Source organism: Burkholderia cepacia ATCC 25416 (genome assembly GCF_001411495.1).
Lineage (GTDB): Bacteria > Pseudomonadota > Gammaproteobacteria > Burkholderiales > Burkholderiaceae > Burkholderia > Burkholderia cepacia.
The window spans coordinates 552780-575775 of record NZ_CP012983.1 but is presented as its reverse complement, the minus strand read 5'-3'; the positions used below and the strand labels follow the sequence as shown (position 1 = coordinate 575775).

The following is a 22996-nucleotide window of genomic DNA, read 5'->3' as shown; positions in this document are numbered from 1 at the left end:
CTCGGAAGAAGGGCGGGACGGTCAGGTCCGCAGTCGCGGGTTCGACACGATCGAGCACAGGTCGGCGAACAGCACGAGCGTCAGGTAGGCGACGCAGAAGATCATCGTGCACGCCTGGACCAGCGGGAAATCGCGGTTGCTGACGGCGTCGACCATCAGGCTCGCGAGGCCCGGATAGTTGAAGATCGTCTCGACGACGATCACGCCGCCGAGCAGATACGACAGGCTCAACGCGATCGCATTGGCGATCGGGCCGATCGCGTTCGGCAACGCATGGCGCAGCACGACGCGTGCGGGGCTCGCGCCCTTGAGCACGGCCATCTCGACATACGACGCGCTCAACTGCTCGATCACCGCGGCGCGCGTCATGCGTGCCATCTGCGCGATCACGACCGCGCACAGCGTCAGCACCGGCATCGCATACGCACGCAGGAAATCGTGCAGGCTTTCGATCTCGCCGCTGTACGACAACGCGGACAGCCAGCGCAGCTTCACGGCGAACACGAGCACGGCGACGGTCGCGATCAGGAATTCCGGCGTCGCGACGAGCGACAGCGTGCCGAGGCTGATCACGCGGTCGACCAGCGACTCGCGCTTGACCGCCGCGAGGATGCCGAGCAGCAGCGCGATCGGCACCGACACGGCGGTCGTGATCGCCGCAAGCGTGAGCGACTTCGGCAGGCGTCCGCCGATCATCTCCGACACCGGCATGTCGCCGGACAGCGAACGGCCGAAATCGCCGTGCATCAGGCCGGCGAGCCAGTGCGCGTAACGCACGTGCGCGGGCATGTCGAGGCCGAACTGCTGGCGCAGCGCGGCAACCGTCTCCGGTGTCGCCGACTGGCCGAGCGCGGCCTGCGCGGCGTCGCCGGGCAGCAGGTTCGTGATCGTGAAGATGATCGCGGACACGATCAGCAACGTCAGCGCGGTGAGCGCGATGCGTCGGACGATCAGGCCGATGAGAATTCGGTTCATGAAGCGACACTCCCGAAAAGGCCGCGCGTGGCCGGCGCGGTCGCCCGCACCGGCCGCAAAGCGGCCGCCAGCAACGACGTCACGCGTTCCACCACACGTGCTCGGCGAACATGAAGCCCATCATCCCGCCGGTCGGGATCGAACCGAGACCGGCGAGCCGCTTGTCGTAGCCGTCGAGGAAGCTGATGAAGGCCGGAATGCCGACCCGCCCCTGCTGCGACACGATCACCTGCATGTCGCCGTACATCTGCTTGCGCTTCGCGTCGTCGGTTTCCGAACGCGCGGCGAGCAGCAGCTGGTCGAACTTCGCGTTCTTCCAGCCCGACTCGTTCCACGGCGCGTCCGACTTGAAGAACTGCGTGAACAGCACGTCGGCGCTCGAGCGCGGGTTGATGTTGCCGAAGGTGAGCGGGTGCTTCATCCAGTGGTTCGACCAGTAGCCGTCGGGCGACGCACGGTTGACCTGCAGGTTCAGCCCGATCTTCTGGCCGGCCTGCTGCAGCAGCACGGCCATCTCGACCGACCCGTTCGCGTCGGAGGTCGCATACATCGGCGGCAGCGTGACACCCAGCGCGCCCGCCTTCTGGAGCAGGAATTTCGCCTTGTCCGGATCGTGCGCGCGCTGCGGCAGCGACGCGTTGAAGTAACGATGCCCCGGCGGAATCGGCTGGTCGTTGCCGATCACCGAGTAACCGCGGAACACCGCCGAGCGGATCTGCTCGCGATCGAACAGGTACTTCATCCCTTCGACGAAATCGGGATTCGAGACGATCGGGTTGTCGCTGCGCATGATCAGGTCGGTGTAGAGGCCCGACTTGGTTTCCTTCAGCGCGTAGCCCGGCGTCGACGAGACCCGCTGCGTCGAGCGCGGATCGATCGCGTTGATCAGGTGCACGTCGCCCGACAGCAGCGCGTTCAGGCGCGCGGCGCTGTCGCCGATGCCGATCAGCTCGATCTCGTCGAGATACGGCCGGCCCGGCTTGAAGTAGCTGTCGTTGCGCACGCCGACGGTCGACACGCCCGGCTTGAACGACTTGAGCTTGTAAGGGCCGCAACCGATGCCGGTGCTGAAGTCGGTCGTGCCGTCCTTGACGATCACGAGCTGCGGCGTCGCGAGAATCACCGGCAGATCGGCATTCGCGCTGACCAGCGTGAGCGTGACTTCGTCCGGGCCGCTCGCCTTCGCGTCGGCGAACTGGTCGGCGAGCGGCTTGACCTTCGATGCGGTGGCGGCGTTCTTGTGGCGCATCAGCGAATACACCACGTCGGCGGGGCCGACCGACTTGCCGTCGTGGAACGTGACGCCCTTGCGCAGCTTGATGACCCACGTCTTCGCATCGGTGGTCTGCAGCGACTCGGCGAGATTCATCTGCGGCGTCAGGCTCGCGTCGAGCTGCGTGAGGCCGCTGTAGAACATGAAGAAGCGAATGTAGTCGGCGCCGGTCGAGCCCTTGGCCGGGTCGAGCGTATCGGCCGTCGAACCGGATTCGTTCGCGACCCGGATCTTGCCGCCGCGTTTCGCCGCGGGCGCCGCGAATGCGGACGCGGGGTTCATCAGGAGTCCGCCGGCGCCGGCGGCCATCATGCCGCTCGCCGCCATGACCTTCATCATGTCGCGGCGAGTGAAACCACCGTTGCCGCCGCCGTTGTCGATATCGTCGCTCATCCGAACTGCTCCTGACTGTTGAAAGTGGGGTCTGGGGTCCAGCGTGGTTCTCGAATCCCGCAGTGCCCGCTTGCTGGTGGCGGGCGCAACGTCGTACACATGCAATTCATTTAAGCATCGCCAAAATGCGGTTTGTCGCGATTCGGGCCGCCCGCACGATACGAATCGACCGTTTTGAGCCGCCCGCGCAGCATGAATTGCTGCGTGCGCCCACGTGTCGCCGTGTACCCGGCGGCGTGTCGCGGCGGCTGCCCAACCCGTGTCGATGCAGGAAATCGTAAGGCCGCAGCCGCCGCAGATTGCGCCGACAAAATTGTCCGTTCGGCATCCGGCGCGCGTTTGGCACACGCAAACCGCACGTTTGTGTCGAATGCGTGTCCGCATGCCGATGACGGCTGAAACGCACGGTGTATTGCGGCAGATCGCCGCATGCACGGGCGTCGACGGTGGGGATCGCGACGGGACGTCGCGCAGGAAAGTTCAGAAGAATGCCGCTCGATCGGAACGGCTTGGCGGGAAGACGGGAGGATGACGGGACCGCCGGGAAACCGGACCCGTGCGGCCGTGCGGCCGTGCAGTCGTCAGGCAGCGAGCCGGAATACCGATACGGCGGCCCGCAGGCGCGCCGCCTGCTCGTCCAGCGACGAAGCGGCCGCCGCCGCCTGCTCGACGAGCGCGGCGTTCTGCTGGGTGACTTCGTCCATTTGCGCGACCGCCAGCCCGATCTGTTCGATGCCGGTGCTTTGCTCGGCCGACGCCGCCGAAATCTCGCCCATGATGTCGGCCACCCGGTCGATCGACCGGACGATCTCCGTCATGCGCTCGCCGGCCGTCTCGACGAGCCGGCTGCCGCTGCCGGCCCGCTCGACCGACGCGTCGATCAAGCCCTTGATGTCCTTCGCGGCCGCGGCGCTGCGTTGCGCGAGCGAGCGGACTTCCGACGCGACGACGGCGAACCCGCGCCCCTCCTCGCCGGCCCGCGCGGCTTCCACCGCGGCGTTGAGCGCGAGAATGTTGGTCTGGAATGCGATGCTTTCGATCACGACGGTAATGTCGGCGATCCGCACCGACCCATCCGAGATCTGCCGCATCGTTTCGACGACCGCCTGCACGGCGGCGCCGCCGAGTTCGGTCGCATCCTTGGCCTGGGCCACGAGCGCATTCGCCTGGCGCGCATTGTCGGCGTTCTGTTTGACCGTGGACGTGATCTGCTCCATGCTCGCCGCCGTCTCCTGCAGCGACGCGGCCTGCTGCTCCGTGCGCTGCGACAGATCCAGGTTGCCTTGCGCGATCTCGCCGGTGCCGGTGGCGATCGAGTGGGTCGTGGTCTGGATCTCGGCGATGGTGTCGGTCAGCCGCGCCTTCATGTCGCCCAGCGCGACGAGCAGGCTGCCGGGCGCGGCGTGCGCCGTATCGAACTGCACGTCCAGTTCGCCGGCCGCGATGCGGGCGGCGATCTGCGTCGCATGCGCGGGCTCGCCGCCCAGCGTGCGCCTGACGCTGCGCAGCACGCCCCAGGCGATGGCCGCGAGCGCCGCGGCGATGACGAGCGCGACGGCGCCGAGCGCCATCGCGAGCCGGGCAAACGCCGCGTTGATGTCGTCGTAGAAAAATCCGGTGCCGATCCACCAGTTCCAGTCCGGAATCGCGACCACGCCCTGCAGCTTCGGCTCCAGGTCCGCGTCCGGGCTACGCTTGATCAGCACGTCGACGAGCGCGAAATGCGCCTGCGCCATCCCCGCGCGGTACGCCTCGCTGTCGGTCATGCCGCTGGTCGTGCGGTTGCCTTTCGCGCGCGTGCCGATGAATTTCGCGTTCGGGTGCACGAGGTTGACGCCGTCGGACGTCGTGACCCAGAAGTAGCTCTTCGAATTCGCGTTGAGCGCGGCCAGCGCGGCCTTGGCCTGCTGCTGCGCCTGCTCCTGCGTGAGCGTGCCGCTCGTCTGCAGCGCGCGATACGAATCGACCAGATGCTCGGCCTTGGTCAGCAGAATGACGATCTCTTCGCGGCGGCTGTCGATCAGCGCGTCGCGCAGCGTGTGCAGCGACAACGCGGCGAGCAGGACGACGCCGAGCAGCGCCGCGGCGACGAGCATCAGCAGTTTGGTGGACAACTTCATGCGGGGGCCTCGAAATATTAACCGTTCGGTACATATATCGGCCGGGGCGGTCCCGCCTTGAACGACTCGATATCGGTAATTACCCTCGTTTCGTACGCTGATCGAACGCGTGACGGGGCGCGCCGGCATCGCGGCCGCGTCCCATCGCGCGATGGATCAGCCGGCCCCGGCGGCTTACAGGCCGAGCTGCGTCGCGAGATGGCCGATATCCGACACTTCGTAATAGTTGTAGAACGGCGTGCCGGGCTCGTGGCCGCGATTGACGAACGCCTTGTGCTTGATGCCCAGATCCTCGGCCGTCATCAGGTCGTAGCGCAGGCTCGACGACACGTGCAGCACGTCCTCGGGCTTGCAGCCGAGCTTGCCGAACATGTACTCGAAGCCCTGCATCCGCGGCTTGTACGACTGCGCCTGCTGCGCGGTGAACACCGCATGGAACGGCGCGCCGAGCTTGTCGACGTTGCTCATGATCTGCTCGTCCATTGCGTTCGACAGGATCACGAGCTTGTACTTCGTCGCGAGCCGCGACAGGCCCGCCGGCACGTCCGGATGCGGGCCCCACGTCGGCACCGCATGATAGAAGCGCTCGGCCTCGGCTTCGTCGAACTTCACGCCGACTCGCGCGCAGGTGCGCCGGATCGCGTTGACGACGACGTCGCGGTACGGCTTCCACGCGCCGAGCACCTCGTCGAGCCGGTAAGCGGCGAACGCACGCACGAAATCCTCCATCGCGACCGGCGAGAGCCGGTCCGCGTAGATCTCGCGCGCCAGGTCCGCCATCTGGAAGCGGGTCAGCGTGCCGTAGCAGTCGAACGTGATGTACTTCGGTTCAAATTGGATCATGGTGACGTCCTGTCGGTGTGAAGCCCCGGCAGGGCCGGGGATGGGCTGGGTGGTACGAAATTGAATCAGGGCAAAAAACCCGGCGCACGTCGTTCGACGCCGCCCAAAACGCAGAATCGCCGCGTGTTGCGCGGCGCGGGCAGCACGATCTGCGGCGCTTGCCGGCGCGGTCCCGCCGCACCGGCGGGGCGGCGCGCCGGCAAGCGGCCGCGACACCGGTGTTTTCATCGTAGTGCCGTTCCCACAGCAGGCGCTGTCGGATTGACGGGCCTCGGCGGCACGATCCGCGCGTTCGCACGCGCCGATCGAGCCGGTTTGCGTCGATCTTGCACGGCCGCCCGCCGTCGCCGGAAAACAGGCGAATCATCCTATCCGTGCCGCGGTGTCGCTGGCAGAGTCGATATGTCATTCCTACCCATCCGGAGTCCAGCGTGTCCGATCTCAACCCTTCCCGCACGCTTATTTATCGTCGGTTCGCCGAAACCGACCTGCCCGCCGCGCATCGTCTGTCGGAAGCAGTCAAGTGGCCGCACCGGCTCGACGACTGGCGCTTCGTGCTCCAGCTCGGCGACGGCTTCGTCGCCGAGGACGAAACCGGCATCGTCGGTACCGCGCTCGGCTGGCGCTTCGGCGAAGCGCACGCGTCGCTCGGCATGGTCATCGTGTCGCCCGAGCACCAGGGCCGCGGCATCGGGCGCGAACTGCTCACCCGCGTGGTCGACAGCTTCGGCACGCGAACCATTTTTCTGCACGCGACGCCGGCCGGCGAGCCGCTGTACGCGAAATTCGGGTTCGAGGTGATCGATACGATCGACCAGCACCAGGGTGCCGCCTTCCAGCCGCCGCTGATATCGCTGCCGCCCGGCGAGCGCCTGCGGCCCATCGGCGCAAACGACGGCCCGCGGCTTGCCGCGCTCGCCTCGCGAGCCGCGGGTTATCGGCGCGACGAGGTGATCGAGGCGCTGCTCGGCGTCGCGAACGGCATCGCGCTCGATCGCGACGGCGAACTCCTCGGCTTCGCGCTGTTCCGCCGCTTCGGCCGCGGCCATGCGATCGGCCCGGTGGTCGCGCCGGACGCGCAGCGCGCGCAGGCGCTGATCAGCCACTGGCTCGCGCTGCACGAAGGGAAGTTCGTGCGGCTCGACGTGCCCGGCGACAGCGGGCTGTCCGACTGGCTGCAGGGGCTCGGTCTGCCGCGCGTCGATACCGTCGTCGCCATGGCGCGCGGCGCGACGCCCGCGCGCGACCCGGCGCTGCGCGCGTTCGCGATCGTGAACCAGGCCCTCGGTTGAGCGGTACCCACGATGAGCTTTCTCTACAAGGCCGACCCGGTGCGCGGTGCGCAATGGGCACAGCGCTTCGCGCAACAGGCGCCCGAGCTTCCGTTCCGGATCTGGCCGGACCTCGGCGATCCTGAAGCCGTCCGTTATCTCGCCGCGTGGCAGCCGCCCGACGATCCGGCCATGCTGCTGCCGAATCTCGAAGTCGTGTTCTCGGTCGGCGCCGGCATCGATCAGTTCGACCTGTCGCGCGTGCCGGCGCATATCCCGGTCGTGCGGATGATCGAGCCCGGCATCGTCGAAGGTATGGTCGAATACGTGACGCAGGCCGTGCTGACGATCCACCGCGACCTGCTCGACTACGCGGCCCAGCAGCGCGCGCAAGTGTGGCGCGAGCAGCCGGTGCGCGCGGCCGCATCGCGGCGCGTCGGCGTGCTCGGGCTCGGCACGCTCGGCCAGGCCGTGCTCGATACGCTGCGCCGCTTCGGCTTCCCGTGCGCCGGCTGGAGCCGCACGCCGCGCACGCTCGACGGCATCGACTGCTACGCGGGCGACGCGGCACTCGACGCGTTCCTCGCCCGCACCGACATCCTGATCTGCCTGCTCCCGCTCACCGACGGCACGCGCGGGCTTCTCGGCGCGCGCGTGTTCGATGCGCTGCCGGCGGGCGCGTCGCTCGTGCAGGTCGGGCGCGGCCCGCAGCTCGACGAAGCCGCGCTGCTCGCGGGGCTCGCGAGCGGCCGGCTCGACAGCGCGATCCTCGACGTGACGGACCCCGAACCGTTGCCGGCCGGCCATCCGTTCTGGACGCACCCGCGCATCCGGATCACGCCGCACATCGCGAGCGCGACGCGGCCGGACTCCGCGGTCGATGCCGTGCTCGCGAACCTCGCGCGCCATCGCGCGGGGCAGCCGATGATCGGCGTCGTCGATCGCGCGCGCGGCTACTGACGCGTGCGCCCGGCCCGGCGGGGCGCGCAGCAGAAAATGCCGAAGCGCCCCGCACAAACGCCGCGTTCGTATGTTTCAGACTGCAAATTGAAAACGCATGAGGATGGCTCGCCCGGTAGCATGAACTCATCGCTGACACCCGACGAGAGTCCCGCCCTGCCATGAACCACGCCGCGCTGATCGAAGCTGATCGTCAACACCTGATCCACCCCGTCGTCAACTATCGTGCGCACGAGGCGCGCGGCGTCACCATGCTCGAATCCGCCGACGGCGTGTTCCTGCGCGATGCCGCGGGCCATACGCTGCTCGATGCGTTCTCGGGCCTGTGGTGCGTCAACGTCGGCTACGGCCGCGACAGCATCGTGAAGGCCGCCGCCGAGCAGATGGCGAAACTGCCCTACGCGACCGGTTATTTCCATTTCGGCTCGCAGCCCGCGATCGAGCTGGCCGAACGGCTCGCGGCGCTCGCGCCGCCGTCGCTGAACCGCGTGTACTTCACGCTCGGCGGCTCGGACGCGATCGATTCCGCGGTGCGCTTCATCACGCACTATTTCAACGCGACAGGCCGCCCGTCGAAGAAGCAGATGATTGCGCTCGAGCGCGGCTATCACGGCTCGTCGTCGATCGGCGCGGGCCTCACCGCGCTGCCCGCGTTCCACCGTCATTTCGACCTGCCGCGTGCGGACCAGCACCACATCCCGTCGCCCTACCCGTACCGCCATCCGCTCGGCGGCGATCCGCAGGCGCTGATCGCCGCGTCGGTGGCCGCGCTGGAAGCCAAGGTTGCCGAACTCGGCGCCGACAACGTCGCCGCGTTCTTCTGCGAACCCGTGCAGGGTTCCGGCGGCGTGATCGTGCCGCCGGCCGGCTGGCTGAAGGCGATGCGCGACGCGTGCCGGCGCCTCGGCATCCTGTTCGTCGCCGACGAGGTGATCACCGGCTTCGGCCGCACGGGCCCGCTGTTCGCGTGCGAGACCGAACAGGTCGATCCGGACCTGATGACCGTCGCGAAGGGGCTGACGGCCGGCTATGCGCCGATGGGCGCGGTGCTGATGTCCGACGAAATCTACGAAGGGATCGCGGGCAGCCGTGCGGAGTCGGCCGTGGTCGGGCACGGCCATACGTATTCCGCGCACCCGGTCAGCGCGGCGATCGGCCTCGAGGTGCTGAAGCTCTATCACGAAGGCGGGCTGCTCGCGAACGGCCAGGCGCTGGCGCCGCGCTTCGCGGCGGGGCTCGATGCGCTGCGCGCGCATCCGCTCGTCGGCGACGCGCGTTCGGCCGGCCTGCTCGGCGCACTCGAGCTGGTCGCCGACAAGACGCACAAGACGCGCTTCGACGCGGCGCTGAACGTGCCGGACAAGATCGCGGCGGCCGCCTACGCGAACGGCGTGGTGTTTCGCGCGTTCGGCGACGGCGTGCTCGGCTTCGCGCCGGCGCTGAGCTTCACCGCGGGCGAGTTCGACCTGATGTTCGAACGCGTGCGCAAGACGCTCGACGACGTGCTGGCCGATCAGGGCGTGCAGCGCGCCCTCGACGCCGCGCACGCGCAGCCGGCCTGACCGGCCGAGGGAAAGCCGGGCTTGTGGCGGCCATCGTTCGACTCTAAAGTAACCGGACATTCCATTTTTCCGACTCACGTGAACATGACGGACAGCAAGCTGGATCGCATCGACCTGCGCATCCTCTCCCAGTTGCAGAAGCGCGGCCGCATGACCAACGTCGAGCTGGCGGATGCGGTCGGGCTGTCGCCGAGCCCCTGCCTGATCCGCGTGAAGCGGCTCGAGAAGGCCGGCTACATCGGCGGCTACGGCGCGCACATCCAGCTCGAGAAGCTCGGCGACGTGCAGGTCGTGTTCACCGAGGTCACGCTGGCCGACCACCGGCGCGAGGACTTCGACCGCTTCGTCGCGGCGATCCGCAACGTCGACGAGATCGTCGAATGCCACCTCGCGAGCGGCGGCTACGACTATCTGCTGAAGTTCATCACGCGCAGTGTCAGCCATTACCAGACGATCGTCGAAGGGCTGCTCGAGCAGAACATCGGCATCGAGAAGTATTTCAGTTACGTGATCATCAAATCGCCGTTCGTCAAACGGCACTACCCGCTCGAATCGCTGTTCGGCGAACGTCACTGACGGGCGGCCTGCGGCAACCCCGAACGCGGCAACGTGCTGTCCGCGCGGGGTAGTCGCGCGCCCGCGCCTCCGCCGGACGGCTTCATCCAAGGACCTGTCATGCCGCTTACGCTGTCCCGAACCGAACTCGTTCGCACCGCCAACCTGATCGACGGAACGTGGCGCGACGCGCTCGACGGCCGTCGCTTCGACGTCGTCGATCCGGCCACGCTCGACATCGTCGCGCACGCACCCGACAGCGGCGCCGCCGACGCGCGCGCCGCGACGGACGCGGCCGCACGCGCGCTGCCCGCATGGCGCGCGACCCCCGCTCGCGAACGGGCGGCGATCCTGCGCGCGTGGCATGCCGCGATCGTGGCGCATACCGACGATCTCGCGAAACTGCTGTCGCGCGAACAGGGCAAACCGCTCGCGGAAGCGCGCGGCGAAGTCGCATACGGCGCGTCGTACGTGCTGTGGTTCGCCGAGGAAGCGACACGCACGTATGGCGACCTGATTCCGCAGCAGCAGCGCGGCAAGCGGCTGAGCGCGGTGAAGGAGCCGATCGGCATCGTCGCCGCGATCACGCCGTGGAACTTCCCGCTCGCCATGATCGCGCGCAAGATCGCGCCCGCCCTCGCGGCCGGCTGCACGGTGGTCGCGAAGCCGGCGGAGGACACGCCGCTGACCGCGCTCGCGCTCGCGTTTCTCGCGCAGGAAGCCGGCGTGCCGCCCGGGGTGCTGAACCTGATCGCCGCGTCGCGCGAACGTGGCATCGATGCGGTGGCCGACTGGCTCGCCGACGGCCGCGTGCGCAAGATCACGTTCACCGGCTCGACGCCTGTCGGCAAGCTGCTGGCGCGCGAGTCGGCGGCGACGCTGAAGAAGCTGTCGCTGGAGCTCGGCGGCAACGCGCCGTTCATCGTCTTCGACGACGCCGAGCTCGACGCCGCGGTCGACGGGCTGATGGCCGCCAAGTTCCGCAACGGCGGGCAGACGTGCGTGTCGCCGAATCGCGTCTACGTGCAGGCCGGCGTCTACGACGCATTCGCCGCGAAGCTCGCGGCGCGCGTCGCCGCGCTGAAGGTCGCGCCGGCGACCGACCCGGCCGCGCAGATCGGCCCGATGATCAACGCGCGTGCAGTGGACAAGATTGCCCGCCACGTCGGCGACGCCGTCGAACGCGGCGCGCGCGTGCTCGCCGGCGGCAAGCGTCTGGCCGAACTCGGCCCCAACTATTACGCACCGACGGTGCTCGCCGACGCCACCGCCGACATGCAGCTGACCTGCGAGGAAACGTTCGGCCCGATCGCGGCGCTGTTCCGCTTCGATACCGAGGACGAAGCCGTCGGCGCCGCAAACGACACGCCGTTCGGGCTCGCCGCGTATTTCTACACGCAGGACGTGCGGCGCATTGCGCGCGTGTCGGCGCGGCTCGAAACGGGCATCGTCGGGATCAACGAAGGCGCGCTCGCGAGCGAGGCCGCGCCGTTCGGCGGCGTGAAGGAGTCGGGTTATGGTCGCGAGGGCTCGCGCTACGGGCTCGACGACTATCTGTCGATCAAGTACCTGTGCCAGGGCGGGCTCGACTGATCGGATGAATCCGGGCCGTCCGCGAGGCGGCCCTCGCCGCGCCCGGTCGACAGGCATGCGTTGACATCGGAACCGATCGGTTCATATAATGCATCCAACTTTTGGCACCGCATCGTTTGCGACACCGATCAATGGCAAATCCGGCTGGCGTGGGCCGCCCACGCGAATTCGAACTTGGCGATGCCGCGCGCGACGCGATGGACGTTTTCTGGGACCGCGGATACGAAGGCGCGTCCCTGCCCGACCTGATGGCCGGCACCGGCCTGTCGCGCGGTAGCCTGTACAAGGCGTTCGGCGACAAGAAGGCGCTGCTGCTGGCGGCGCTCGACCTGTACATGGCCGACGGGCTCAAGGCGACCGCGGACATTCTGTCGCAACCCGGCGCCGTCAAGGATGCGATTCGCGATTCGCTGCTGCGCTATGCGTGCCTGTCCGTCGGCGAGGCGGGCCGGCGCGGATGTCTCGCGGTCGCGATGACCACGGAACTGGCCGCGCGCGACGCGGATGTCGCGGAGCGCACCGGGCGCATGTTCCGGCGGCTGCAACAGCTCTATGCCGGTGCGATCGTCCGTGGCCAGGCGAGCGGCGAGATCGCCGAACAGGACGAACAGGTGCTGGCGCGTTTGCTGGTCTGCCAGATCGAGGGCATGCGCGTGCTGGGCAAAACCGGCGTGTCGGAGCAGGACATGCTCGCGCTGGTCGACCGCACGATGCGCATCCTCGACTGATATTTTTTTACCCAATTTGGAACCGATTGGTTCCGTATGGAGAATCGTCCATGTCACGGAATGACCCCGTATCACCCGACCCGCGCCGCTGGGCGATGTTTGCGGTCCTGCTCGTCGGCGCGTTCCTGCCGCCGCTGGATTTCTTCATCGTCAACGTCGCGCTGCCGTCGATCCGCGCGGAACTGGGCGCCTCGTCGTCGGCCGAGCAACTCGTCATTTCATCGTATGCGGGCCTGTACGCGGTGACGCTGATCACCGGCGGGCGATTGGGCGACCTGTTCGGCCGCGGCCGCGTGTTTTTCCTCGGGTTGATCGGCTTTGCGATCGCCTCGACGCTGTGCGGTTTCGCCAGTTCGCCGTGGACGCTCATCGTCGGCCGCGCGTTGCAGGGCGTGACGGCCGCGATCATGGCGCCGCAGGCGCTCGCTTCGATCCAGGCGATCTTCCCCGAAGCGGAAAAGCCGCTCGCGCTCAGCTTGTACGGCGCGGTATTCGGCCTCGCCGCCGTGGTCGGGCAGGCGCTGGGCGGGATCCTGATCTCGCTGAATCTGTTGAATCTGGGCTGGCGCACGATCTTCCTCGTCAACCTGCCGCTGGCGATTCTGGTCGTCCTGTTCGGGATTCCGCTGTTGAAGGAAACGCGTGCGCAGCATGCGCGCAAGCTCGACCTCGGCGGCACCGCGCTGTCGATGCTGACGCTGGGCGCGCTGATCGTGCCGCTGATCGAGGGGCGCGAAGCAGGCTGGCCCGTATGGGCATGGGTGTCGCTGCTCGCGGTGCCGGCCCTCACCGGGTTCTTCTGGCGCTACGAGCGCCGGCTCGGCCGCCGCGGCGGCGCACCGCTGCTCGATCCGGCCGCGCTGCGCGCACCGGGGCTCGGCCGCGCGTTGCTGATCGCGCTGCTGCTGTACTCGATCGGCGCGTTCTTCCTGCTGTTCTCGGTGTATCTGCAGAATGCATTGCACGTCGACGCACTGAGCGCGGGCCTCGTGTTCTTGCCGTTCGGCGTCGGGTTCCTGCTCGGCCCGTTGTCGACGCCTGCCTCCGCGCGTGTCATCGGCGCTTACGTCAATCCGTTCGGCATGAGTCTGGAGATCGTCGGGCTCGTCGGCCTCGCGTGGTTGATCGATGCCACGCCGATCGGGATGCCGCTCGCTGCCGCGCCGCTCGCCGTCGTGCTCTTCGTCATCGGTTTCGGACAAGGTCTCGCGCTGCCGACGCTCATGCGCATGGTGACGGGGCGCGTCGCACCGGCGCTGTCCGGCATGATCGCCGGCATCGCCAGCTCGACGCTGCAGGTCAGCACGTCGCTGAGCGTGGCGATCATCGGCGGCATTTTCTATACGACGCTCGGCACGCGCCAGGATCCGGCGGCCATCGCGCATGCGTTCATCGTCGCACTGCTGTCGATCTCGGTGTTCCTCGCCGTGGGCGCCGCGCTGGGCATCTCGCTTGCACGGGCGGGTGCCGCTCATACGTCGATGCGGGCCGCCGCGCGTCCGGGCTTCGGCCCCGAACGCGAACGGCCGTGATCGTTTGTATTTGCCCGTATTTTCCCGTACCGACATTCATCGCCGCGTCAGTCCGACCTGGAGGTTCTTCGTGTATTTCATCGTCTCCTATCGCCGAGCCGCGGGCACGCGATTCGATGCCCGTTACTACGTCGAACAACACATTCCGCTGGTGGAAAAATCCTGGAAGCCGTACGGGCTCGACGCTATCGACGCTTTCTTTCCAGCACGTGAGGATAGCGAACTGATCGTCGTGGCGATGTGCCGTTTCAAGGACAGTGCGGCGCTGGACGCTGCGTTCGCGTCCGCGGAGACGGCAGACGTCATGGCAGATATCGATGCGTTCACCGACATCGAACCCGACCGGCTCATCACGGACGTGTTCTCGCGCGTGTCGTAGCGCCGATCGCGCGCCGCCATGCATCGGTTTAGGCCGGCGCCATCGGTCACTTGTCCGATGGCGCCGCGAACGATCGGGTGTCAGGATAGGCAGCCGTCACGCGATACCGGACCGGGAGGATCACTGCAATGTCGGGACGTCAGATCTTCATCGTCGCATTGGCGAGCGGCCTGCCGCGTGCGTTCGGCGTGCTCGCTATCGTGTCGGGCCTGTTTCGGATCGGCACCGCAGTGCATCGCGGGAAACACGCCGACGCGCCGGCGCAAATGGTCTCGGGTGGAGCGCGAATGGCGCTGGCCGGCGCGCTGCTTTCCTGCGAAGCCGTCGGTGCCGTCTACTTCGCAATCGCGACGTTGGGGTACGGTTGGGCCGACACCGACGCGACAGACTCGGATCGCAGGGAACGGATCAACGACTGGTCGACTTGAATGGTGCAACCGCCATCTTCGATACGCGGGATAAGCCACCGGACAGGCGGAGCGTCAAAGGTCGCGCCGGCCCGACGGGCCGTCCGCGCACACACGAAAGCGAATCCGCGTCGCGGAGCGCGTCAGAGCAGCCCCAGCGCCGACGCCTTGAGGGTCGCCGCGGCGCGCGTCGAACATTCGAGCTTGCGGAACGCCTTCTCGACATGGGTGCGCACCGTGCTCGGACTCATCGCGAGCGCCTGCGCGACCTGCTTGTTACTCGCGCCGCGGGAGATTGCCCGCAGGACGTCGATTTCCCGCGCGGACAGGCGCGGGCCAACGGCCGACGCGCCCGTGGCGATGCGCCGGGGCACGGGCGTCCCGCCCGTCACGAGCGCGGCTACCACTTCGCCGCATAGCCGGCCGCACGCCGCTTCTTCCTGCAACTGGACGGCGGCGGCGGCATCGCTCAGCGCCGCGCGCCACGGACGCGCCGAGCGCAACGCGACCCACGCCAGCGACGCCGCCAGCACGCGCGCTTCGAGCGTCAGCGCCACATCGCGCGCGCCGCGAAAATAGCCCGAACCGTCCTGCCGCTCGTAGGCATACGACGCAAGCACCGCGGCTTCGCCGAGCGCGCCGGTCTGCCTGCCGGCGCGCTCGGTCCAGTACGGGACGAGTCGCACCTTTTCCCATGCGCTCGCAGGCAGCCGCGTCGGCAGATTCCACACATCGTTCGGCACCGCGGCCCTGCCGATGCCATGAATCAGTCCGGCCCGGTACACGCGTTCGCGCGCGGCCTCGTCCGGCGAAAGACGGCCGTAACAGGCGGCCGCCGTCGCCGCGACCGAACGCGAAAAACCCGTCATCCACGGCAGTTTCAGATCGATGACGTCCGCAATCAATTCGGCGGACGTCGCGCCCTGCATGTCCGGCGTGGCCAATGCGGCATCCAGGTCGGCGGGCGCCATGTGCTCGAGCGCCGCCAGCCAGCGCGGTGCGTCGCGCGCAGCAGTCTCGACGAGCACGGCCGGATAACGTGACCCCGCGCGCTGGCCGATCAAGTCGAGGGCCTGTTCGATGCCGTACGTGCGGCTGAGCACGTCCAGGTCGCCCGCCAGCGCGACGATCGACACGGCGGGCGGCACCTGTTCGCGTTCGAGCCGCGCAGGCAGCCCGTTGCCGTCCCAGGTTTCGAAAATGTGCCGCAGCGCGGTTTCCGTCGCGCTGGACAGACCGAGTATTCGCGCCACCTCGCCCGAGACTTCGCAATGAATCTGCGCGAGCGGGATCAGCGCGACACCCGCGCTGCCGATCGCTTCAGCCATGGCGGGCCGGCTCTCGAGCATCGCGGCGCGGATCGCGACGTCATCGCCGAATACCTGCGCGAAGCCCGCCGCGTTCGCCGTGCAGCCCGACCAGCGCAACAGCGCCACCTCGCGAGCCGTGTCGCACACCGATGCATCGAATCGTGCCGCGTGCGCGAGCTGCGCCGCCAGCCAGCCGGTGCGCGGCGAATGGTCGGTCGGCTGGCCCATGCTGAGATCGCCGATGAAGGCCAGCGCGCGCACGGCGTCGACTATGCGCAGCGGGGCGTGACGGGCTTCGGCGTCGGGCATCGGATGGGCGGAGAGATTCGCGAGGACGGGGAAACGATCATACGCGACGGCGTCGCGGCGTGCAGGGGCATGCGCGTCGGGCGGCGCGCCCCGGGACCAACACGGTGCGATGTTCGCTCGCATCTCTGCGGAGCGCCCCGCGGACTTCGCCATCGGACATCTGACCGATGGCGGCAGGCGCGGACGATTGCGATACTCGGCGCACTGGAGATCCGTCCCGGCGCCGCATCCGAATCCGCATGGCGGACATCCTGCGTGCCGGCCGGAACGACGTTTCGATGTAAAAGGAGTGCAAATGACTGATCGCTACCCTGAATTCCACGCCCTGGCCGACGAACACTGGCTGAAGCGGTACTACTTTTCCCGGGCGGTGTTCTCGCTGATCTGGGTCGCGCTGGCGTTTTCCGTCGGCCGGCGGAGCGCGGCCGGCGCGGCGGTCCTGCTGGTCGTTTATCCGGCCTGGGATGCGCTCGCCAATTTCGTCGACCTGTCCCGCAGCGGCGGGATGGCGGCAAACCGCACGCAGGCGGTCAACGTCGCGATCAGCGCCGTCACGACACTGGCGGTATTTCCGGCGTTGAATGCGGGCCTGCCCGCGGTCCTCGCGGTGTTCGGCGTATGGGCGATTCTGTCCGGCGCGCTGCAGCTCGGCACTGCCGTGCGGCGCTGGAAGCAGGCCGGCGCGCAGTGGGTGATGGTGCTGAGCGGCGCGCAATCGGCGTTGGCCGGGTTGTTCTTCATTTTGCAAAGCCATGCGCCGATGCCGCCGGCGATCGTTAAGATCGCGGGTTACGCGGGAGTAGGTGCGCTCTATTTCCTGATATCCGCCATCTGGCTGCAGGTGCGGGGGATGCGGCGCAGGGTGTCGTGAGCCGTCGGGCGGAATGAAGACCTGCACGCGGGCACGAATGGCTCTGAACGACCCGTAACGGTCAGTCGAATTTCTCCCAATCAGCCATTCGCGGCTTCGCCATATCGTCGCGCGCCTGCACCTGGACCGGCAGGTCGAACGCGGTCCCAGACGCTGACGTACCGTTTGCTGTGGCTTGCTTACCAACCGGCGGAAAGGCAGATTTCAACGCTCATCATCAACACCTCCATCCGATTCGACGGTTCGCCGGTGCGCAATCCGCTCTGGTCTGTAAGTAATCTTGGCCAGCGCTCGCTCAGTCTCGGGCAGCGCGTTCCGAACAGCAGACATACATTTTTCGGGCTGCGCGGTCTCCCACTCAAATGAAGCCGAAAGCTGGCTGACGCTCCCCGTCGCCGGCCTCGCAAGTTCAGAGGGCAAATGGATGGCATTAAAATCCGGGATAGCATTACGTCCGATCAGCCCGACCTGGCGCGCGACTGCCGTAGGGAGCTCAAGGCTCACCCGATAGCGGCCGCCGGGAGGTTCGAGCGGGACCAGCGCATCAATGTGCTCGAATGCCTCTGCCGTAGCCACCGCCCATTCCAAGCCAATCCCATCACGAAGTATCGTCGTGCCGTCCCCATGGGGCGGGACGTTATAGAACGGATTGCCTGGGACTTTTAGTTGGGGGAAAGCACTCAGGACACGAGCCACCTCATCGTCGGCAGCGTCCTCGATTACGCCTCCGACGACCGATGACGCCAAGTCACCTAGTGGTCCACGACCATTGCCACCCCAAGCGCCCACTAACGTGTCGCTAAGCGTCATCCCGTGCAATGCTTGGCTCAAAGGAGTAGCTGGAAAGCAGAAATCGGAACTATCGATCTGGCACATCGGATCGATTCCGGCGCCTACGAGCAGCGTCCATACAGCTTGGTTCTCCGTCCAGACGCTTACTAGGCCATCCTGAACGCGCACCGTAAGGGGCGTCGCGGGGGCGTCCTGAACGGATTCTAAGCGGTGGCCGACGAGTTCGAACCACTCCGCAAGCGTGGCTGGCAGTACGAAATTGAGGCGAGCCGAGATATCGGCGAGCTCGTCGGGCGAGCAGCCATCGGCTGAATCTAAGGCGCGCACATACCAGATACGCTGAAGTTCATCGAGCCATTGCCAGCGCGGAGAGCCTAGAAGGTCGAGCTGACGGCGGGAAGCACGATCGGTCATTAGCTATGTCTCCAGTCTGATCAAATCGTCGTGCGGTGATGACGTGAGATTGTGTGTGGCATTCCCAACGACGGTCATCAACAAGTGTTCGTGACCTGGATTGGTGACGGTTTAGACACCGAAGTCGAAGGCCCGAAAGTGGCCGAAGCCCGTCTCACACCCCATGCGCGAGAGCGGAATCGATTTCATTGTTTGTCAAGCCGAATCTCGCCATACGAGCGCGATGCTCTTCTGAGCCCAGATATGAACGAAGTTGCCCGTTTACCGCATTGAGCAGAGCGCTGTTTCGTCTGCTAAACGAGAATGCGCCGAGCGGGAGCTTCTGCTGCGTGCCATTCGTTTGCGGCTCGTGCTCCACTGCCTCAAGCATTGAGCCTCCGATCCGATACGCAACTATGCGATTTCCCAAGGCTGTGCTTGCATACGCGTCGATCGCGCCCGAGAGAACCGCTTCGATCGCGTCGGCCTGTTGCTCGAAGATGACTATCTGGTCCTCACTTACGCCTGACGTTCTCGCCGACTCGTGTTGCACCTGTCCGGCAATGACGCCAAGGCGCGCCTCGGGACGTTTGGCGAGTGACACGTAGCTGTTGAGCGCTTTCGGATTTCCAGTCCGAACCAGAAAGCCGTCTCCGATCCCCCATACGGGTACGCTGAACGCGACGATATTGGCGCGTTCAGGGGTAACGAAGAGCGGAACGTTCATATCCCAGTGACCTGCTTCAACGCCGGGTAGCAGTTCACTGAATGTCGTCAGGCGATGCTCGATCCGGGTAACACCGATCGCCCGAAGAACCGTATCGGCCAGATCAACGTCAGCACCCGTAGCATTACCATCCGCTTCCGTCCAACCGAACGGTGGTTCTTCGATGTATGCAATCGTTACCTTCATCGCTGCGCCTCGCGAAATGGGAATGGCCATCAAACCTAGAGCTGATTGTTGACGATTCTACCTACGTGCGCAGATGTCGCTTTTTGGCCGGATGCAGCCCGACGCGTTTGCCTATAGCTACCCCAGAAAAAACGCCAGCCATTCCCCATACCAGCCTTCCGCACCGGTCAATGCCCCCGGCCTGCCCCACATCCCTACCGCCCACGCAACGCCTGAGCCAGCGCATCCCCCGCAGCCAGAATATGCGCGGACAGAGCCGCACACGCCGCGTCCACATCCCCCTCACGTATCGCCCGAACGATGTCCCGATGTTCGTCGTTCGAGCGATCCTGCCAGTCGAGTTGCTGCCACGTCGCATACAGATGCCGTGAACTGGCCCGATGCATGTCGCCGATCGCGGCGACGAGCCGCGGCATCCCGCACGGCGCGGTCAACGCCCGATGAAACCTCAGATTCAGCGTGCCCAGCACGGCGATGCCACGCGCCGCGGCCTCCTGATCGAGGATCGCATCGAGTTCCTCCAGCGCCCGTGCATCGAGCGCGGGAATCGCCTCACGCAACGCCAGCGCCTCGAAAGCAGCACGCATCTTGGCCATTTCAAGCACGTCCGCCGGCTCGAGCGGCGCCGCCCGCACGCCTCGTCGCGGTTCCACCACGGCCAACCCCTGCGCTTCCAGCCGTCTGAACGCCTCGCGTACCGGCACATGACTCGCGCCGAACTCTGCCGCGATGTGGTCCTGACGCAGCCACTCCCCCGGCGCGATGACGCCCGAGATGATGCGGTCCGCCAATGCGATAGCGATCCGATCGGCCAGCGAGCGCTCCTCCTTGACTTCAAAGTTCATCCCGACCACCATGCATATATTATCTATAAAATTGTAACAAGATCGGAGGTCCGATGCACCGCCACCGCCCTGTCCGTCTGCAGCACATTGCCGGCATCGGCGTCGATCGCATGGGGTCGATCGCCGATCATGCCGACGTCGACCTTTTGCGACTCGAAAATCTCGACACCGACCTCCCACCCACTTCAGAAGCGCTGGCCTTCACCCGAGAAGCCATCCAGCGAGACTCGGCCAACTCCTATTTGCCCTTCGTCGGTCAGGATCGGCTGCGCGCGAGCGCTGCCGCACACGTGTCGGCGCTTTCGGGGCAGCGCTTCACGGCCGACCAGGTGGTGGTGTCGGCGGGTGGACTCTCCGGCATTCTGAATACGCTGCTCGCCACCGTCGAGACGGGCGACGAAGTCATCGTCACCGATCCGACGTACGCCGGTCTGCTGAACCGCATCCGCCTGGCGGGCGGCGTGCCTAAGCAAGTCCCGTTCACCTTCACGCCGGGCAGCGAATGGAAGCTGGACCAGACGGCACTGCGGGCAGCAATCGGTCCGAAAACGCGGGCCATGCTGCTGATGTCGCCGTCGATGCCTTCGGGCGGCTTCTTCGATGCGTCCGACTGGCAAGTGATCGCGAGCCTGTGTGTGCAGAACGATCTGCTGCTGATCCTCGACAGCGCGATGGAACGGCTGCTTTTCGATGGACGTACGGTCATCCATCCCGCCGGCCTGCCCGGCATGGCCGAGCGTACGGTCACGGTCGGCGCGGCGTCGAAAGAGTTGCGCATGATCGGCTGGCGGGTCGGCTGGATCGTCGCGCCGGAATGGCTGATTCCGGATCTGGTGGCCGTGTCGCTCGCCAATGTCGTGGTACCGGTCGGCATAGCCCAGGAGGCCGCGGCGGTTGCGCTCGAACATTCCGCATCCGATCTGCCTGGCTACGTGAGCGAACTGGAGAGACGGCGGGATACGGTCGCCGCCGAACTGTCGGGACTCCCGTTCGGCATGCCGGCGGGCGGCTGGTCGATGCTGCTGCGCGTCGCCGATTTCGGTCTGACCGGATCGCAGATGTCGGAGCGGTTGCTGCGCCACGGCGTATGTGCGACGGCCATGACCGGATGGGGCGTCGCCCACGGCGAGCAGTACGTCCGTTTCGTGTTCTCGAACGAACCGGTCGACCGGTTGCGCACGCTCGGGGACAAGGTGCGCTTCGCACTGGAGGACGCATGACGGCCGCTCACGAGAAAGCAGAGTCGCGCGCCGGGCGTCCCTGGCTGGAAGTAGCCGGAATTCCGCGTGTGGTGGTCGAGCAAACTCACACAAGATCGATCCGCGTGACGTGATGCATCCGGCGCCGAGGCGGCGCGATGCCCCCGCCCCGGCCGGACGTAACGTCGCGCGAACGCCCTACCGCCCCACCGGCGGCCGCAGGATATCGCGCGGAATCGACGCGATCAACATGCAGCTGACCAGCAGGCAAGCGCCCAGCGCATAAGTCCCGTTGTTGATGTTGCCGGTCATCTGCTTGGCGACGCCGGTGATCATCGAGCCCGTGAAGCCGGACAGGTTCCCCACCGAGTTGATCAGCGCGATGCCGGCGGCCGCGGCCGTGCCGGACAGGATCTGCCCCGGAAAGGTCCAGTAGATCGGCATCAGCGCGAGGATGCCGCAGGTGGCAATGGTCAGGAATACGATCGACAGCGCCACGTTGTGCGCGAACGCCGCGCTCAGGATCAGGAAGACGCCGCCGATCAGCGCGGGAATCGCCGCATGCAGGCGGCGTTCGCCGGTCTTGCGCGAGTGCGACGCGTTCCACACCATCGCGAAGATCGCCGTCAGGTACGGAATGGCCGTCAGCACGCCGATGTGCAGCGGGCTGTGCACACCCGACGCGCGGATGATCGACGGCAGCCAGAACGCCAGCCCGTAGAAACCGGTATTGAACGTCAGCAGAATGAAGGTGAGCAACCAGACGCGCGGGCTGCGCAGCGCGGCGCCGATGCTGTGCGACTTGTGCGCGGCCTCGGATTCGAGGTTGCGCGACAGCACCGCCTTTTCGTCGGCGGACAGCCACTTCGCCGTCTGCGGGCCGTCGCCGAGGCAGGCCAGCACGATGAACGCCACCACGATCGACGGCAGCCCTTCGAGCAGCAGCATCCATTGCCAGCCGCTCATGCCCGACAGGCCGTGCGTCTGCTCCATCAGCCAGCCGGACAGCACGCTGCCGAGCGTCAGGCTCAGCGGGATCGCGACCAGGAAGCCCGACATCGCCACGCTCTGGCGCCGCGCCGGGAACCAGTAGTTCAGGTACAGGATGACGCCCGGGAAAAAACCCGCTTCGCACAGCCCCAGCAGGAAGCGCAGCGTGTAGAACATCGTGGTCGTCTGCACGTGGAAGAACTGCGCGAGCGGCACGATGAACGCCATCGACGACGACACGATGCCCCACGTGATCATGATCCGCGCAATCCAGAAGCGCGCGCCGTAGCGGTGCAACAGCAGGTTGCTGGGCATCTCGAACAGGAAATAGCCCCAGAAGAAGATGCTGGCGCCGAGCGCATAGACGCCGTCGCTCAGGTTCAGGTCGTCGAGCATCTGCAGCTTCGCGAAGCCCACGTTGACGCGGTCCAGGTAGGCCACGACGTAACAGAGCAGCAGCAACGGCAGGATGCGCCGCATGACCTTGCGGTAAAGGGCGTCTTCGGACGAGTCGGCCGCGGCCGGTGCGGCAGCGGCCTGCGTAAGGGATGGCATCGGTCTGTCTCCTGATTGTGTCGATCTTCTTCGTACCGTCGCGTGCGCTGCGCGCATCGATGTTACCGATAACATCCGGTGCCAAAAAAAAGCCGACGAGGCGACGGGAGCGATCGGCAAGCTGATACCGGTAACACATTCGAAGGTAGCATGCGGCGACACGCGTGTACAAGTGCCGCCGGACGCGTGGTTTCCCTAGTGCGGCCCTCACCGCGGCGGGCACGCCGC

The 22996-nt window shown here is 66.7% G+C and carries 20 protein-coding genes; 11 read left to right on the top strand and 9 right to left on the bottom strand.

Annotated elements, in window-relative coordinates; all coding sequences use genetic code 11:
- Positions 1-21: 21 nt before the first annotated feature.
- The 4 genes from APZ15_RS34845 to APZ15_RS34830 all read right to left on the bottom strand — a co-directional run bounded on the left by APZ15_RS34845 (position 22) and on the right by APZ15_RS34830 (position 5604).
- A complete protein-coding gene (locus tag APZ15_RS34845) occupies positions 22-975 on the bottom strand; it encodes an ABC transporter permease (RefSeq protein WP_027792824.1) in 954 nt (317 codons plus the stop codon).
- A 79-nt stretch (positions 976-1054) separates the two neighbouring features.
- Positions 1055-2641, bottom strand: coding sequence for an ABC transporter substrate-binding protein (locus APZ15_RS34840; RefSeq protein WP_027792825.1), 1587 nt, complete (start codon positions 2639-2641; stop codon positions 1055-1057).
- Positions 2642-3222: 581 nt separating this feature from the next.
- Positions 3223-4761 (bottom strand): methyl-accepting chemotaxis protein, encoded by a 1539-nt coding sequence (locus APZ15_RS34835; RefSeq protein ID WP_027792826.1) that lies wholly within the window; start codon positions 4759-4761, stop codon positions 3223-3225.
- A gap of 174 nt (positions 4762-4935) precedes the next feature.
- Entirely contained in the window at positions 4936-5604 is a 669-nt protein-coding gene (locus APZ15_RS34830) for a haloacid dehalogenase type II (RefSeq protein ID WP_021156521.1), read from the bottom strand.
- A gap of 431 nt (positions 5605-6035) precedes the next feature.
- Between APZ15_RS34830 and APZ15_RS34825 the strand changes: the two genes are divergently transcribed.
- The 9 genes from APZ15_RS34825 to APZ15_RS34785 all read left to right on the top strand — a co-directional run bounded on the left by APZ15_RS34825 (position 6036) and on the right by APZ15_RS34785 (position 14612).
- A complete protein-coding gene (locus APZ15_RS34825; protein ID WP_027792827.1) occupies positions 6036-6896 on the top strand; it encodes a GNAT family N-acetyltransferase in 861 nt (286 codons plus the stop codon).
- Positions 6897-6908: 12 nt separating this feature from the next.
- Positions 6909-7835: a 2-hydroxyacid dehydrogenase gene (locus APZ15_RS34820; protein WP_027792828.1), complete on the top strand. Its 927-nt coding sequence runs from the start codon at positions 6909-6911 to the stop codon at positions 7833-7835.
- A gap of 161 nt (positions 7836-7996) precedes the next feature.
- On the top strand, positions 7997-9397 hold the full coding sequence (locus tag APZ15_RS34815; protein WP_027792829.1) for an aspartate aminotransferase family protein: 1401 nt from the start codon (positions 7997-7999) through the stop codon (positions 9395-9397).
- An 84-nt stretch (positions 9398-9481) separates the two neighbouring features.
- On the top strand, positions 9482-9973 hold the full coding sequence (locus APZ15_RS34810) for an Lrp/AsnC family transcriptional regulator (RefSeq protein ID WP_006749694.1): 492 nt from the start codon (positions 9482-9484) through the stop codon (positions 9971-9973).
- 99 nt (positions 9974-10072) lie between these two features.
- A complete protein-coding gene (locus APZ15_RS34805) occupies positions 10073-11545 on the top strand; it encodes an NAD-dependent succinate-semialdehyde dehydrogenase (RefSeq protein WP_027792830.1) in 1473 nt (490 codons plus the stop codon).
- 131 nt (positions 11546-11676) lie between these two features.
- Positions 11677-12273 carry a TetR/AcrR family transcriptional regulator gene (locus tag APZ15_RS34800; protein ID WP_027792831.1) on the top strand — a complete coding sequence of 199 codons (597 nt, stop codon included), beginning with the start codon at positions 11677-11679 and terminating at the stop codon, positions 12271-12273.
- A 50-nt stretch (positions 12274-12323) separates the two neighbouring features.
- Positions 12324-13805, top strand: a complete 1482-nt coding sequence (locus APZ15_RS34795; RefSeq protein WP_027792832.1) for an MFS transporter — start codon at positions 12324-12326, stop codon at positions 13803-13805.
- Positions 13806-13875: 70 nt separating this feature from the next.
- Positions 13876-14184, top strand: coding sequence for an EthD family reductase (locus tag APZ15_RS34790; RefSeq protein WP_027792833.1), 309 nt, complete (start codon positions 13876-13878; stop codon positions 14182-14184).
- A 128-nt stretch (positions 14185-14312) separates the two neighbouring features.
- Positions 14313-14612, top strand: coding sequence for a hypothetical protein (locus APZ15_RS34785; RefSeq protein WP_027792834.1), 300 nt, complete (start codon positions 14313-14315; stop codon positions 14610-14612).
- 122 nt (positions 14613-14734) lie between these two features.
- Here the strand turns inward: APZ15_RS34785 and APZ15_RS34780 are convergent, their stop codons facing one another.
- The gene (locus APZ15_RS34780) at positions 14735-16210 is read right to left on the bottom strand and encodes an HD domain-containing phosphohydrolase (protein ID WP_027792835.1); all 1476 of its coding nucleotides are present in this window, start codon (positions 16208-16210) and stop codon (positions 14735-14737) included.
- A gap of 295 nt (positions 16211-16505) precedes the next feature.
- Here APZ15_RS34780 and APZ15_RS34775 point away from each other — a divergent pair, with 295 nt between their 5' ends.
- Positions 16506-17081, top strand: coding sequence for a DUF308 domain-containing protein (locus APZ15_RS34775; RefSeq protein ID WP_027792836.1), 576 nt, complete (start codon positions 16506-16508; stop codon positions 17079-17081).
- A gap of 204 nt (positions 17082-17285) precedes the next feature.
- Here the strand turns inward: APZ15_RS34775 and APZ15_RS41490 are convergent, their stop codons facing one another.
- The 3 genes from APZ15_RS41490 to APZ15_RS34760 all read right to left on the bottom strand — a co-directional run bounded on the left by APZ15_RS41490 (position 17286) and on the right by APZ15_RS34760 (position 20024).
- Entirely contained in the window at positions 17286-18287 is a 1002-nt protein-coding gene (locus APZ15_RS41490) for a hypothetical protein (protein ID WP_138143347.1), read from the bottom strand.
- A gap of 154 nt (positions 18288-18441) precedes the next feature.
- Positions 18442-19179 (bottom strand): transporter substrate-binding domain-containing protein, encoded by a 738-nt coding sequence (locus APZ15_RS34765; protein WP_027792838.1) that lies wholly within the window; start codon positions 19177-19179, stop codon positions 18442-18444.
- 194 nt (positions 19180-19373) lie between these two features.
- A complete protein-coding gene (locus tag APZ15_RS34760; protein ID WP_226128526.1) occupies positions 19374-20024 on the bottom strand; it encodes a GntR family transcriptional regulator in 651 nt (216 codons plus the stop codon).
- 53 nt (positions 20025-20077) lie between these two features.
- Between APZ15_RS34760 and APZ15_RS34755 the strand changes: the two genes are divergently transcribed.
- Positions 20078-21244, top strand: coding sequence for a pyridoxal phosphate-dependent aminotransferase (locus tag APZ15_RS34755; protein WP_027792840.1), 1167 nt, complete (start codon positions 20078-20080; stop codon positions 21242-21244).
- A gap of 177 nt (positions 21245-21421) precedes the next feature.
- Here APZ15_RS34755 and APZ15_RS34750 read toward each other — a convergent pair whose 3' ends face one another.
- Complete coding sequence (locus APZ15_RS34750; protein ID WP_027792841.1) at positions 21422-22768, bottom strand: MFS transporter; 1347 nt, start codon at positions 22766-22768, stop codon at positions 21422-21424.
- Positions 22769-22996 lie beyond the last annotated feature (228 nt).